Origin of the sequence: Staphylococcus sp. 17KM0847 (assembly GCF_013463155.1) — a bacterium.
Classification (GTDB): domain Bacteria; phylum Bacillota; class Bacilli; order Staphylococcales; family Staphylococcaceae; genus Staphylococcus.
Genome location: NZ_CP040781.1, coordinates 1262409 through 1275709, shown reverse-complemented (window position 1 = coordinate 1275709; position 13301 = coordinate 1262409). Strand labels below are relative to the sequence as shown.

At 34.9% G+C, this 13301-nt stretch carries 15 protein-coding genes and 2 riboswitches; of the genes, 9 read left to right on the top strand and 6 right to left on the bottom strand.

All coding sequences use genetic code 11. The annotated features are described in order from the left end of the window. Positions 1-1581: a phosphoenolpyruvate carboxykinase (ATP) gene (gene pckA, locus FGL66_RS06100; protein ID WP_180808999.1), complete on the bottom strand. Its 1581-nt coding sequence runs from the start codon at positions 1579-1581 to the stop codon at positions 1-3. A gap of 363 nt (positions 1582-1944) precedes the next feature. Next, positions 1945-2053, top strand: a riboswitch (SAM riboswitch). Positions 2054-2160: 107 nt separating this feature from the next. On the opposite strand from pckA, the gene metK reads away from it, so the two are divergent. Both metK and FGL66_RS06090 read left to right on the top strand, forming a co-directional pair. Then, positions 2161-3363: a methionine adenosyltransferase gene (gene metK, locus FGL66_RS06095; protein WP_180808998.1), complete on the top strand. Its 1203-nt coding sequence runs from the start codon at positions 2161-2163 to the stop codon at positions 3361-3363. 172 nt (positions 3364-3535) lie between these two features. Beyond that, complete coding sequence (locus FGL66_RS06090) at positions 3536-4447, top strand: hypothetical protein (protein ID WP_180808997.1); 912 nt, start codon at positions 3536-3538, stop codon at positions 4445-4447. Between the two features lie 52 nt (positions 4448-4499). Here the strand turns inward: FGL66_RS06090 and FGL66_RS06085 are convergent, their stop codons facing one another. The 3 genes from FGL66_RS06085 to FGL66_RS06075 are packed head-to-tail and all read right to left on the bottom strand — an operon-like array spanning position 4500 to position 5533. Further along, complete coding sequence (locus FGL66_RS06085; protein WP_180808996.1) at positions 4500-4838, bottom strand: fluoride efflux transporter FluC; 339 nt, start codon at positions 4836-4838, stop codon at positions 4500-4502. A 3-nt stretch (positions 4839-4841) separates the two neighbouring features. Beyond that, a complete protein-coding gene (crcB, locus tag FGL66_RS06080) occupies positions 4842-5201 on the bottom strand; it encodes a fluoride efflux transporter CrcB (RefSeq protein ID WP_180808995.1) in 360 nt (119 codons plus the stop codon). Between the two features lie 29 nt (positions 5202-5230). Continuing rightward, a complete protein-coding gene (locus FGL66_RS06075) occupies positions 5231-5533 on the bottom strand; it encodes a hypothetical protein (protein ID WP_180808994.1) in 303 nt (100 codons plus the stop codon). Between the two features lie 164 nt (positions 5534-5697). Here FGL66_RS06075 and FGL66_RS06070 point away from each other — a divergent pair, with 164 nt between their 5' ends. Next, the gene (locus tag FGL66_RS06070) at positions 5698-6408 is read left to right on the top strand and encodes a transaldolase (protein ID WP_180808993.1); all 711 of its coding nucleotides are present in this window, start codon (positions 5698-5700) and stop codon (positions 6406-6408) included. A gap of 87 nt (positions 6409-6495) precedes the next feature. Further along, positions 6496-6945: a hypothetical protein gene (locus tag FGL66_RS06065; RefSeq protein WP_180808992.1), complete on the top strand. Its 450-nt coding sequence runs from the start codon at positions 6496-6498 to the stop codon at positions 6943-6945. Here the strand turns inward: FGL66_RS06065 and FGL66_RS06060 are convergent. Then, complete coding sequence (locus FGL66_RS06060) at positions 6942-7382, bottom strand: competence protein ComK (protein ID WP_180808991.1); 441 nt, start codon at positions 7380-7382, stop codon at positions 6942-6944. The two genes, FGL66_RS06065 and FGL66_RS06060, sit on opposite strands and share 4 nt — an antisense overlap. A gap of 11 nt (positions 7383-7393) precedes the next feature. After that, on the bottom strand, positions 7394-7867 hold the full coding sequence (locus tag FGL66_RS06055; protein ID WP_180808990.1) for a sigma-70 family RNA polymerase sigma factor: 474 nt from the start codon (positions 7865-7867) through the stop codon (positions 7394-7396). Positions 7868-8074: 207 nt separating this feature from the next. Between FGL66_RS06055 and FGL66_RS06050 the strand changes: the two genes are divergently transcribed. The 5 genes from FGL66_RS06050 (at position 8075) to FGL66_RS06030 (ending at position 13296) form a co-directional block, all read left to right on the top strand. Continuing rightward, positions 8075-8293: a hypothetical protein gene (locus FGL66_RS06050; RefSeq protein ID WP_180808989.1), complete on the top strand. Its 219-nt coding sequence runs from the start codon at positions 8075-8077 to the stop codon at positions 8291-8293. 209 nt (positions 8294-8502) lie between these two features. Then, the gene (sagB, locus tag FGL66_RS06045; RefSeq protein WP_180808988.1) at positions 8503-9366 is read left to right on the top strand and encodes a peptidoglycan release complex glucosaminidase SagB; all 864 of its coding nucleotides are present in this window, start codon (positions 8503-8505) and stop codon (positions 9364-9366) included. A gap of 273 nt (positions 9367-9639) precedes the next feature. Next, a complete protein-coding gene (locus FGL66_RS06040; protein ID WP_180808987.1) occupies positions 9640-11133 on the top strand; it encodes an FAD/NAD(P)-binding protein in 1494 nt (497 codons plus the stop codon). A gap of 172 nt (positions 11134-11305) precedes the next feature. Continuing rightward, a riboswitch (FMN riboswitch) is annotated at positions 11306-11444 on the top strand. Positions 11445-11615: 171 nt separating this feature from the next. Further along, entirely contained in the window at positions 11616-12662 is a 1047-nt protein-coding gene (gene ribD, locus FGL66_RS06035) for a bifunctional diaminohydroxyphosphoribosylaminopyrimidine deaminase/5-amino-6-(5-phosphoribosylamino)uracil reductase RibD (protein WP_180808986.1), read from the top strand. A gap of 4 nt (positions 12663-12666) precedes the next feature. Beyond that, positions 12667-13296 (top strand): riboflavin synthase, encoded by a 630-nt coding sequence (locus FGL66_RS06030; RefSeq protein WP_180808985.1) that lies wholly within the window; start codon positions 12667-12669, stop codon positions 13294-13296. Positions 13297-13301: the final 5 nt, after the last annotated feature.

The following is a 13301-nucleotide window of genomic DNA, read 5'->3' as shown; positions in this document are numbered from 1 at the left end:
CTAGCCTTTAAAGCCACCTGTTTGTTGTAATTGTTGTGTAGCTTCACCAAACTTTTTGAAGTTATCACGGAAGCGATCAATTAAATCCTTTGCTTGTTGATCGTAAGCAGCTTTATTGCTCCATGCATTTTTAGGTTGCAAGATTGTTGTAGGAACGCCTTCAATTTCTGTTGGAATACTTAAACCAAAAATGTCATCTTCTTCAAATGTTGCATTTTTTAATGCACCGCTAATGGCACTATTTACCATTTTACGTGTATATTTTAATTCGATACGATTGCCCGTACCATATACACCACCAGTCCAGCCAGTATTAACGAGATAAACATCTACTTCATGCTTATCGATTAATTCACCAAGTAAGTCTGCGTAGACTTTAGCATTTAATGGTAGGAATGGTGCACCGAAACATGTAGAAAATGAAGGTTGTGGCTCGGTGATACCACGTTCAGTACCAGCAAGTTTAGATGTAAAACCACTCAAGAAGTGATACATCGCTTGATCTTTACTTAATTTAGAGATAGGTGGCAACACACCGAATGCATCTGCTGTTAAGAAAATGATTGTATTTGGATGTGATGCTTTTGAAGGTACAACAATATTATCAATATGATCAATTGGGTAAGCAGCACGTGTGTTCTCAGTATATTTATTGTCATCAAAGTCAATGTAGCCATGTTCATCAACAGCTAAGTTTTCTAATACTGTACCGTAACGAATTGCATCGAAAATTTGAGGCTCTTTTTCTGCTGATAGATTGATTGCTTTTGCATAACAGCCGCCTTCAATATTAAAGACACCATTTTCATTCCAACCGTGTTCGTCGTCACCGATGAGCTTACGGTCAGGGTCAGCTGATAAGGTCGTTTTACCTGTACCAGATAAACCAAAGAATAATGCGACATCCCCTTTACGTCCTACATTAGCGGAACAATGCATACTCATAATATTGCGTTTTGGTAAGAGGTAATTCATCACAGAGAATATGGATTTCTTCATTTCACCTGCGTATTCTGTACCACCGATTAAAACTGTTTTATGTTTGAACGATACAATGATAAAAGTTTCTGAACGTGTACCATCTTTTTCAGGATCAGCCTTAAATGTTGGTGCAGAAATGATTGTAAAGTCGGCTTTGATTTTTGAAGCTTCTTCTTTTGAGCTTGGTCGAATAAACATATTTTGTGCAAATAGATTGTGCCATGCCAACTCATTGACAACTGTTAGTTTAAGTTGAGAGTCTTTATCACTACCTGCATAGCCATTGAATACAAAGACTTCTTCTTTGGCATCTAAATATTCAAGCACTTGATGATATAAGTTTAAAAATTTATCTTCTGAGATGGGTTGATTGACTGAACCCCAATCAATATCATCTTTAACTTGCGGATTATCGACGATAAATTTATCTTTAGGAGAACGCCCCGTATATTCTCCAGTTTTTGCGTTGATTGCTCCAAGCTGTGTAAGTTCTGCTTCATCGCGTTTTAAGATTTTGTTATAAAGTTCAGTTTTAGTAAGTTGAAAGTGTGATGTAGGTTTGTCAATTAATGCATTCAGTGCGCTTGTATCAAATGACATGATGAATCCCTCCAAATTGTTAATTCATTAATTTAATGTAAGCCTTTACAATTAAAAAGTATAACATATTCATGTTAGAATCCCCATAAAAAATCAGAAAAAATATAGGAAAAACCTACTTTTATTACATATTATTATAAGTCATTATATGATGTTAGAATATAAATGATATAAATAGATAGAGAGTCATTTTAAAAGTATTTATAGGGTGTTGTGAGTATATCATTATTAAAAATTTTACCGTATAGCACCTTATCATAAATAAGTCATACTATTTCATTGTTATAAAATATGAAGTGAAAGAGATTATCGTTTGTAAATTGACACAAACATTAAATTTAGGTAATATAGGAACAACGGATTCTCTTATCCTGAGTGGTGGAGGGACATGGACCCAATGAAACCCAGCAACCTCTTTTGACGAAGAAAGGTGCCAAACCGTTTGCAGACGTCTATGTCTGAACGATAAGAGCGAATGGACGTTGAGCCTTCACTCTATGTGTAGTAGTTGTGAAAGGCTCTTTTTATTTGAGCTCAGATAAAGAGAGTGTTCGTAATCTATTTTTAAAGGAGCATATTATGACTTATAACAAAAGGTTATTCACTTCAGAGTCTGTTACTGAGGGTCATCCGGATAAAATTGCAGATCAGATTTCGGATGCTATATTAGATGAAATTTTAAAAGGAGATCAGCATGCTCGTGTTGCTTGTGAGACAACAGTAACCACAGGAATGGCATTGATTGCTGGAGAAATTTCTACTTCTACTTATGTTGATATTCCTAAAGTTGTGCGAGAGACAGTGAAACAAATTGGATATACACGTGCAAAATATGGTTACGATTATAAAACGATGTCTGTACTTACTGCCATTGATGAACAGTCTCCAGATATTGCGCAAGGTGTAGACCGTGCTTTAGAATATCGAGATGCAAATAGTGATGAAGTGTTAAATATTGGAGCAGGAGATCAAGGTTTAATGTTCGGCTATGCAACGAACGAAACAGCGTCCTATATGCCACTTCCTATTGATTTATCACATCAATTATCTAAACGTTTAACAGATGTGCGTAAAGATGGTACTTTAGATTACTTACGTCCCGATGGTAAAGTACAAGTTACTGTGGAATATGATGAACAAGATCATCCTAAGCGTATTGATACTATCGTTATCTCTACACAGCATCATGAAGAAGTCGAACTTGATAAAATTCAACGTGATATTAAAGAGCATGTTATTTATCCAATTGTTGATACGCAATTGCTGGATGACGATACAAAGTTTTTCATTAATCCGACAGGGCGTTTTGTTATTGGTGGACCTCAAGGAGATGCAGGTCTGACAGGACGCAAGATTATTGTAGATACTTATGGAGGCTATGCACGTCATGGTGGTGGTGCATTCTCAGGTAAAGATCCTACAAAAGTAGATCGCTCAGCTGCTTATGCTGCACGTTACGTGGCTAAAAATATTGTTGCAGCAGGTTTTGCAGAAAAATGTGAAGTTCAACTTGCTTATGCGATTGGTGTTGCACAGCCAGTATCCATTGCAATCGATACATTTGGTACAGGTAAAGTATCTGAAGCAATCCTTATTCAAGCAGTGCGTGAACATTTTGATTTACGTCCAGCAGGTATTATTAAGATGTTAGACTTACAACGTCCAATTTATAAGCAGACAGCTGCTTATGGTCATTTTGGACGTACAGATGTTGCATTACCATGGGAAAATACAGATAAAATAGATGTACTAAAGGAAGCTGTTGCAGCACATCAGTCTTAGACTCTCATGATTGGCAAGAGGTTGACAGTAAGAGATAAGGACAAATAGATAGAAGGGCTTGAAGATAGCAAAGTTTTGTCTGTATCTTATCTTTAAATTTGGAATCATCACTTCTTATGTCTTATGATAGTGTTAAGTTTATAAAAGTTTGATAAAGGAAGGTTTTTGTAAAATGACACAGTTTGGTCCAATGGAAATTGGCTTATGCGTTGCGATAGGGGTTGCGCTGCTATGTTTTATATTGTTTTTAGTTGCATTGAAAAGTAAGAAAAAGGCAAAACAAAAATATAAAGAACAATATCAAGCGAAAGAAGAAAAGTTAACACAGTCGCATCAAGAAGCACTTGAAAAAGTACGCATTGAAAAGAAAAAAGTCGAAACAAAGCATAAAGAAGATTACGAAACAATGGTGTCTTCAAAAAATAGAGAAATTGATGCACTTAAAGTATTCTCTAAAAATAGTAGTGAATACGTGACCGATATGAGATTGTTAGGTATTCGTGAACGCTTAGTAAAAGAAAAGCGTATTAGACCTGAAGATATGCACATTATGGCAAACATTTTTATGCCAGTTCATGATTTAGAAGAGGTTACACGTATGAGTCATCTCGTTTTAACACGAACAGGTCTATACATTATTGATTCACAAATGTTAAAAGGTCATGTTTATCAAGGTATAAGCGGCGCATCATTTGATGAGAATCCAATGATGCAAAAAGTATTTAAAACTTTAGATTTAGATGCGAAAAGACCACAAACGCTTGTATTAGATGAAGCGGATAGTGATCAACATAGTCTATCTATCATTGACTATACAGCACATATCGAAAATCTTGAAAAATTAGCGACACAATTGCAGCGTCAGCTTGGTAATAAATATATGCCTACACCAATTTTATATTTCAATCCTAAGCATGATGGTGATATTACAATTTCTAATCACGGACCGCAAAGTACGACAAAAGTACTTGTAGGACCTGAGCAACTTAATGAGTTTTTTAATAAATATGTTTTTCATGGTCGTATTCAATATGATGTTAATGAGTTGCAAGCAATTATGGAAGAAATAGAGTCATTCAATTAAATGAATCCCTTATATGTCCGAGTTTATTCGGCATATAAGGGATTCTTGTCTGTTAGAACAGGGTACCTATATAACAAAAGATAAAGCATAGCACGTATTGTAAGCATGTGTAACTATAAAAAAGAAACCATTGTTTATTTAGAATCATCTGTAATAGCTCAAGTTGTAATGTGGAAAAAGTCGTAAACCCACCTAAAAAGCCGATAATCATAAAGTTATGAAGTGATGAATGAATCATGAATAAGCCACTCAAAAAGCCAATACTTCCACTGCCTAATAGATTTACGATTAAAGTAGCGTATGGAAAGTGAAAAGGTTGTAATACATTTGCAATTACAGCACGTATAACAGCACCTAATCCACCACCAATAGCAATCCATAATAATATCATAGCTTATTGTCCTCCTAAGCGATAACCGATATAACAGAAAGTAAGTCCCCCTAAATAGCTGAATACAGCATAGCATATAAAGGTAAGCCATGAACCAGATGTGAAAAGATAGAGCAACTCATATTGAAATGTAGAAAAGGTTGTAAGGGCACCTAATAGACCCGTAGTGATCGCTTTTTTAAGACAAGGGAGTCGGTCAAATAAGGGGATACGTCGAGCGAAGAGATACCCCATATAATATGCTCCTACAAAGTTTGCAATTAATGTCCCAACAGGTAGCTCATACCAAGTAGGGAGTAATGAAAAAATATAACGCAATATTGCACCTATACTTCCACCGATAAAGATGGTGAAATAGGGCATCGTTTTCCTCCAAATCGAAAGGGATATCATTATAAAATACCAAATGTAAAGAGAGAGGCGATAATATGCAAACTTATTACAATTAATAGAAGTAATGGAAGCAACTTAGCAGCAGGATGAATCCAGCTGTATTTTTCAGGCAAATGTTTAATAGCTTTATCAGCAAATATTGTCGCAATAATTAAAATAACTGCATTGACAACACTACAAAATATAATGATGTTAATAATAGAACCTAATTGATGATTTAGAAATGTATTTTTTGTGTTGAAATAAAAGCTTAAAAGTATGAGGAGTAGAGATAAATAAAAATACTTTTTCGACTTTGACATGATAGAAGCCTCCTTTAATTATCGATAGTAATCATAGCACATTTTTGAGGAGATAAGAAATACTGTACTATGTTTTATATAAACAGCAAGCTTTTAAATAGCCTTTAGTTGACTAAAAATGTTATAACTTTAAATAGAATACATACAACGAGGAGGCTATTGTTATGGCTGGATTACAAGTTAAAGTGTTTGCTGATGGAGCAGACATCGAACAAATGAAAAAAGCATATCAAAATAAAGAAGTGGATGGTTTTACAACAAATCCAAGTTTGATGGCAAAAGCAGGTGTAAAAGATTATAAAGTATTTGCACAAGAGGTTGTTCGAGCGATTCCTGATGCATCGATCTCTTTTGAAGTCTTTGGAGATGATATGGAAACAATGGAAAAAGAGGCACAAATTATTGAACAGTTTGGAGAAAATATTTTCGTGAAAATTCCAATTGTTAATACGAAAGGTGAATCTATGCTACCATTGATTGAAAAGCTATCAGCACAAGGTGTAAAACTCAATGTCACAGCTGTGTATACGATTGAGCAAGTTCAAGCCATTACAAATGCAGTAACTGAAGGTGTTGAGACATATGTTTCAGTATTTGCAGGGCGTATTGCTGATACGGGTGTGGATCCATTACCTTTAATGAAAGAGGCTGTCCAAGTTACACATAGTAAAAAAGGTGTACAATTACTATGGGCAAGCTGCCGTGAATTATTTAATGTTATTCAAGCAGATGAAATTGGAGCAGATATTATTACGTGTCCCGCAGATGTTGTGAAAAAAGTATCAAACATTGGTCGTGATATTAATGCGTTGTCCGTTGATACAGTTAAAGGTTTTGCGAAAGACATTCAATCATCAGGACTAAGTATATTATAATAGATGAATAAAGTATCGTGATTGGTGACAAGGGCTAGAGTGATTTTTTAGCCCTTTTAATATGAAATATAAATAAAGGAGCGCTGTATGGAAAAGAAAGTTTTTAAGTATAAAGTGGAAAAACAGTTATGGTATTTGAATAAACGTGAAAAAATGCATTTACAGTCTATTTTGACGAATGATACTTTTGATGAACTCCAAAAGACATTTAAAACCCCTGGACGTTTTGTAACACATTATTTACAAAATCATGTATTTAAATCTCGCGTCGTCGATACACGGCATTTATTTGTAAGTTTATTTGGTTTATTGATGAGTAACATTATTTTATTAGGATTATTTATTACGGGGATGTTGCTAAGTTTAAGTGCTGTTAATTACTTTTTACAGCCACAAGTGATGTTATCTACTATAGTTGTTATAGCTGCATTACTAGGTGGTATTGTACTTATGTTCTTAGCATTATGGATGATGAAACGCACAAATGCTTATTTTACAAAGCGATTAATTGATTACAAATTGAATAAAGTTCACTAGTTTTCCATTAAATGTATAAGTGTTTGAGCGGATTTCCACTTTTTTACACAAAATAAAAAAGGATAGGGCACAATCAAGCTTTCATTATGTGGGAAAAAGATAATGGTATCTGTATTTTGTGAAGACATACCAACGACTTGGCTCATATTGATGTAATATTGGAGTGATGCACGCCGAGATTGAAGTGGGCAAAGTACAAGTTGAGATGTGACATAAATGGGAACAAGATGATAGGTGTTGAGCAATTCATAAGCGTATTGCTGCTGTGTTTTTAGATGTTTGTGATGTGCATTTAAAATATGTTGTAAAATATCTGATAGGGTCAAATGAATAGAATAATGATGTGTTGTACAATGAATATCAAAACGGTAATTAGGCTTATTAGAACTTTTGATGTACATAAGAGATTCAAAAGCGCCGTGTAAATAGTGTGACATGTGCAGTCCTCCTAATCTTCTGCAAAATGGGATTGATAGAGGGCAGCAAGTGTCTCTTTTTTATATTTTTTAATTGAAGTTGTAGAGCGATTGATCTTTGCTGCTATCTCCTTTTGTGTATAGCCTTGAAGATATAAATCAAACCATTGACGGTGAGTAAACGGTAACAATAAGATCCATTCCTGAATAGACAATAGTAAATCATCATTGTAAATAAACAGGTGTGATGTATCAATAAGATCGATTGTATAATGTTCGGGAAGACAAGTATTCTTGCGTATTAAATCAATCAGATAAAACTTGAGTCGGTATATGAGGAATTGGTGTAAAGGTATTGAATAAGAGGTATCATATTGTTGTGATAATAGCCACATCTTAATAAGCAAAAGCTGAAAATACTCATCATAATTATAACAGATGCGATTACGGTGTAGTAAAAAGTGGATAAGTTTATAATAGTTAGCATACACTTTATTGAAGTCCATAAATATGTGCTCCTTTCAATTATAAGTTGACCGGTCAACTTACTTGTAACATAGTTTGAGGATTGTCGCATCAATAAATGTGTGATATTTTAAGTTTAATTGTCTGTGATATACACGAATGTAAGTTAAAATAAAGATAAAATAATGTCAAAGTGGAATACATTGAACATTTTTTGTGGAAATTTGAGCAGGGGAGATGGAGAAGGTATGGATTATGAACATTTAAATTTAGAACATTTTTTTGCACGTAATCATGACTTGGATAAAATTCGAGGACGTGCACAGTTTATAATGATCAACAATATAGAAAAAGAAATGATGTACCGCGATGGAGAAATGGAAGGTAAGGTCAATTTAACGCCTTATTATTATAAAAATCGTTCACAAGCTGTCAGCTTTATTATGATGGATTATAGACAAGAGTAATGTTACAAACTCTAATAGAAGAATTACCGATTGATTTTAAAGTACTTTGTATGTTTATTTTTTGATGGCTAAAGGTTACACCTATATTACTGTTTATTTATGAATGTGTGACAAGCGTTGAATCGAATTGTACAAAGTGAGAGATGGTGGTAAAATTTGTACTCAAGCGTAGAAAATCAGAAATAATAATATTCTGAAGAGGTGTGTTTATGAAGCAGCACAATAAAAGTTCGATGATTGCCATCGTTGGACTGTTCATTCTAACTGTTTGTGCAGGTGTCATCTTTTTTAATATGATTAAAGATCAGATTTTTTTTGAATCTGTCAATCAAGTAGAATCTGTTGAAAAATTAGATGTAACACTCAATGCAGCAGCAAAAAAGCAAATTGATAATTATACGAGTCAACAAGTTTCTAATAAAGATCATACGAATTGGCGAGATGCATCTGATTCAGAAATTAGAAATGCAATGGATAGCTCTGTATTTATGGATGATAAACGTCAAAAGTATCAGTTTTTAGATTTATCAAAGTATCAAGGTATTGATAAAAACAGAATTAAACGTATGTTGTATGATTATCCAACATTATTGAATCATACAGATGACTTTTTAAAAGCGGCAAAAGAGCAACACGTTAATGAAGTCTATTTAATTTCACATGCGTTATTGGAAACAGGTTCTGTTATGTCAGAATTATCTAATGGTGTTGAAATTGACGGAAAAAAATACTATAACTTTTATGGTGTGGGTGCACTTGATGAGGATCCCATTCAAACAGGTGCAAAATATGCTAAGAAAAAAGGTTGGGACACTCCAGAAAAGGCCATTAATGGTGGTGCAAAGTTTATTCACGATCACTATCTATCTCATCCAGACCAAAATACATTGTATAGTATGCGCTGGAATCCAAAAGATCCGGGTGAACATCAATATGCAACAGACATCAATTGGGCGAAAAGTAATGCGACGATTATCGCAGACTTTTATAGAGATATTAAAACAGAAGGTAAGTATTTTAATTGGTATGTTTACAAAGATGATGAAAAACATAAAGATGGTCATAACTACTAAAATATACCGACCTTATAGAGTATAAAAATAAAGCACAGTAATGCAAAACTTGCATTACTGTGCTTTATTTTTATGACTAAGCGCAAAAAAGAGAATAACAACAGAAATAAGTACTTTAGCGATACGTTTCATGACATCAATCCCCCTTAATATATTCACAGTATAACATGATATGTAGTGATGGATGTCACGAATTTGTTGAAATTAAATGTAATAAATTTAATAGAGATGGGTAAATAAACAACGATATTAATGTAATGAAGGTGATGAAAAGTGAAAGTAGCAATTATCGGTATGGGGACTGCAGGTGTTAGTGTATTAAGACAGTTGGTGAAGCATGAAGCTTTTCAGTCGTTAACTGTCGATATTTATGATAATCAAGAAAACATGGGGCAAGGTAAGCCGTTTCAAGATGATAGCGATGACTTATTACTCAACGTGCCAACGGATATGTTATCACTCAATATTGATCATACATTAGAATTTCGAGAGTGGTATGAAGCACAAAACGAATTTGATTATGGCAACACAAAATACTTACCTCGTTTCGTATTTGGACGCTATATGAAAAGTTACTTAGCGTATTTTATTGAACAATATGACAACATCCATGTTATCCCTAAAGAGGTCAAACATTTAACGATAGAAGAGGAAGAAGATGTACTTATTCCTAAAAAAATGATTGTATGCACAGAAGAAGATATTACAAAGTGTGACAAGTATGATTATGTCTTTTTGACTATCGGTACAATGTCCTATAATGACCCCTATCGTTTAAAAGGTAAACCTAACTACATTCAGTCACCTTATCCAGCTTGTCAAACATTAGATCATGTTTCGGAAAATGCATCAATTGCAGTGATTGGGACAGGACTTGCAAGTTTAGACGTGATACGTTTTGTACTCAATCACCATGAGCAACCACTTACAATAGCAAGTCGTAGTGGCAAGATGCCAAGTGTCCGAGGGGATATGATTGATGTGAAGCTCAAACATATTACGATGGAAAACTTTGATTATATGAAACGCATGTATATGGGTGTTGTTCCACTTGAAAAAGTCATCGAACTTTTTCGTTTAGAATGTCGAGAATTACACATTCCATTAGAAACTTTGCTTGCTCGTCGTACTGGAGACATTGTGACAGATTTAAATTATGACTTAGTTCATGCGCAATCAGTAGGTGCATTGCAAAGTGTGTTGATGGCAATTAAAGATAATATGGATTGGATTTGGAATAGTTTGAGTCGTGAAGATCAGAAAACATACCTGACAACCTATCATGTTTATATGAAAGAAAATACAAACCCTATGCCACAAGATACAGCTCAACTGATTCTCGATGCATTAAGTACCGGTCGTTTAACAATTAATAGTCATTTGAATAATGTGTATCATAAAGAGGGGCGTTATCATTTAGAGTTTGATGACACAACACCACAACGAGATGTTGATGTCGTTATCAATGCAACGGGACCCAAAAAAAGATTAGAAGAGCTTGATAGTGATGATTCTTTATTGTTAGATCTTGCGGATAGACAAATTATTCAAGCCCATCCTATTGGTGGTATTCAGATTGTACCTGCTACGAATGAAGTAATCAGTCCGCTCTATGGTACGGTACCGAATATGCGTGCAATGGGTCAGATAACTAATGGTGTGAATTTTGAGCGCAACGGTGTCACGATGATTGTTCAACAAGCAGTCAAATCTGTTAAACATTTGTATGAAGTTTATGAAGAACAACAGATTTTAGAGCAACAATGATGGGACCTTTTGAGCCCATATATTATAAATAATATAAGTGATTGATAGGGCTATATTGCAAATGCATTGTTTTTACAGTATAAATGCGTTATTCTTAATGAGAAAAGTATCGTATATTATTGAATGACGCATACTTTTTCTTGTATCTTGAATCTCAAACAATTTCATAGTGATATTCTTTCGGGGCAGGGTGAAAATCCCAACCGGCAGTAAGTAAAGCCTGCGACCCGTAGTGGACAGTAATGTTGACTACGGCTGATCCAGTGAGAATCTGGAGCCGACAGTTAAAGTCTGGATGGGAGGAAGAATCATCAATCAACCATTGCAATACAGTACATCATAAAAAGGATATGTATGGCTTATTTGTTGATGGGAAAATTGCTGAAAAGCGTCTATTTAGAATAATAGATGATATGAATACATCCGACCACTCGAACTTTATAAAGCGAGTGGTTTTTTGTTGATAGATTTGAGGTGATGATATGAATAACTATATAGATTATGCTGTGCAACTCGCAGAAATGGTAGAAGGTCAAACAGGTGTTAATCCGCCTGTTGGTGCTGTTATTGTAAAAGAAGGTCATATTATTGGTATAGGTGCACACTTAAAAAAAGGTGATAAACATGCCGAGATACAAGCTATTGATATGGCTGGAGCAGAACAGGTAAACGGTGCAACGATGTATGTTTCACTTGAACCGTGTTCACATTATGGTGCGACACCGCCTTGTGCACAACGTATTATTGATACCGGAGTGGCTAAGGTCGTCTATGCGGCAAAAGATATTACATTACATTCAACGGGTCATGAGATGATGACACGTGCAGGCATAGATGTAGCGTATGTACCTCACTCACGTGCATTACGGTTATATGAGCCTTTCTTTGAGAGTAAAACAGAAGCAGTCCCTATTGTAACCGTAAAAGTCAGTGCAAGTATCGATGGTAAACAAGCAACAGATGATCGAGAAAGCCAGTGGATTACGTCTAAAGCAGTCAAATCAGATGTTTTCCGTTTGCGTCATATGCATGATGTTATTTTGACTGGAAATGGTACGTTGTCAACAGATAATCCGAGTTTGACAGTACGTTCATTTGATGGGCGTCAACCTGCACGTGCTATTTTAACGGATTCGGGTCAAGTGAATTGGGAGGCTACACTATTTCATGATCATCTTGCACCAGTATATATTTACACATCTAATCCAAATTTAGTAGCACCATATGCGCACGTTCACGTGGTACATATGCCTGATACTGAAGTAGGTACAGTATTACAAGATTTATACAAAAAAGGCTTTGGTCGCGTACTTGTTGAGGCAGGTCCACGGCTAACTTCACAATTTTTAGCTTCACATTATACTACAAACTTCATCCTATATTTAGCCCCGAAAATCATAGGTGGTCAAGGAAAATATCAATATTATCAAACAGATTGGACGACACCCCTTGATCAATTGATGAACTTTGAAATTGTACATTCAGAAAGGATAGATACTGACATGAAATTACTGATGAAGAGGAAGTGACATCATGTTTACAGGTATCGTTGAAGAAATAGGTACAATTCAAACGATAAAGAAACGCAATCCCACTACTGAATTAACCATCCAATGTAAAAAAATATTGAGTGATATGCATATTGGTGACTCTATTAGTGTGAATGGAACATGTTTAACAGTTGTAAGTTTTGATGATCATTCATTTACTGTACAAGTCATATTAGGTACTGAAAATAAGACGTATTTAGGACAACTTAAAACAGGTACTCATGTGAATTTAGAGCGTGCGCTTTTAGCAACGGGTCGTCTGGGAGGACACTTTGTTCAAGGCCATGTGGATGATAAAGGAACAATATTAAACATTAAAACTTCGCAAAATGAATGGGTTTATACGATTAAAGCCCCTCCTAAAATCATGTCACAGTTGATTCCTCAAGGTGCTATTGCAGTTGATGGTGTGAGTTTGACTGTTTTTCATAAAGGGATAACCACCTTTGATATTCATTTAATCCCTGAAACACGTAAAGCCACAATATTAGCACACAAGCAACAAGGAGATCCAGTGCATTTAGAAACAGACATGTTATTCAAGTATGTTGAAAATATTGTCACACAGCAAGAGGGGATAACAGTAGAGGACTTGTTACGTGCAGGATTTTAACTTTT

What these genes read in the sequence shown, in the direction of transcription:
- FGL66_RS06050 (WP_180808989.1), top strand. Translation starts at nt 8,075, where the DNA reads ATGGATTATGAACATTTAAATTTAGAACATTTTTTTGCACGTAATCAT.
- FGL66_RS06085 (WP_180808996.1), bottom strand. Translation starts at nt 4,838, where the DNA reads ATGATATTATTATGGATTGCTATTGGTGGTGGATTAGGTGCTGTTATA.
- crcB (WP_180808995.1), bottom strand. Translation starts at nt 5,201, where the DNA reads ATGCCCTATTTCACCATCTTTATCGGTGGAAGTATAGGTGCAATATTG.
- sagB (WP_180808988.1), top strand. Translation starts at nt 8,503, where the DNA reads ATGAAGCAGCACAATAAAAGTTCGATGATTGCCATCGTTGGACTGTTC.
- FGL66_RS06055 (WP_180808990.1), bottom strand. Translation starts at nt 7,867, where the DNA reads ATGGACTTCAATAAAGTGTATGCTAACTATTATAAACTTATCCACTTT.
- FGL66_RS06030 (WP_180808985.1), top strand. Translation starts at nt 12,667, where the DNA reads ATGTTTACAGGTATCGTTGAAGAAATAGGTACAATTCAAACGATAAAG.
- FGL66_RS06070 (WP_180808993.1), top strand. Translation starts at nt 5,698, where the DNA reads ATGGCTGGATTACAAGTTAAAGTGTTTGCTGATGGAGCAGACATCGAA.
- metK (WP_180808998.1), top strand. Translation starts at nt 2,161, where the DNA reads ATGACTTATAACAAAAGGTTATTCACTTCAGAGTCTGTTACTGAGGGT.
- FGL66_RS06065 (WP_180808992.1), top strand. Translation starts at nt 6,496, where the DNA reads ATGGAAAAGAAAGTTTTTAAGTATAAAGTGGAAAAACAGTTATGGTAT.
- FGL66_RS06060 (WP_180808991.1), bottom strand. Translation starts at nt 7,382, where the DNA reads ATGTCACACTATTTACACGGCGCTTTTGAATCTCTTATGTACATCAAA.
- ribD (WP_180808986.1), top strand. Translation starts at nt 11,616, where the DNA reads ATGAATAACTATATAGATTATGCTGTGCAACTCGCAGAAATGGTAGAA.
- FGL66_RS06075 (WP_180808994.1), bottom strand. Translation starts at nt 5,533, where the DNA reads ATGTCAAAGTCGAAAAAGTATTTTTATTTATCTCTACTCCTCATACTT.
- pckA (WP_180808999.1), bottom strand. Translation starts at nt 1,581, where the DNA reads ATGTCATTTGATACAAGCGCACTGAATGCATTAATTGACAAACCTACA.
- FGL66_RS06090 (WP_180808997.1), top strand. Translation starts at nt 3,536, where the DNA reads ATGACACAGTTTGGTCCAATGGAAATTGGCTTATGCGTTGCGATAGGG.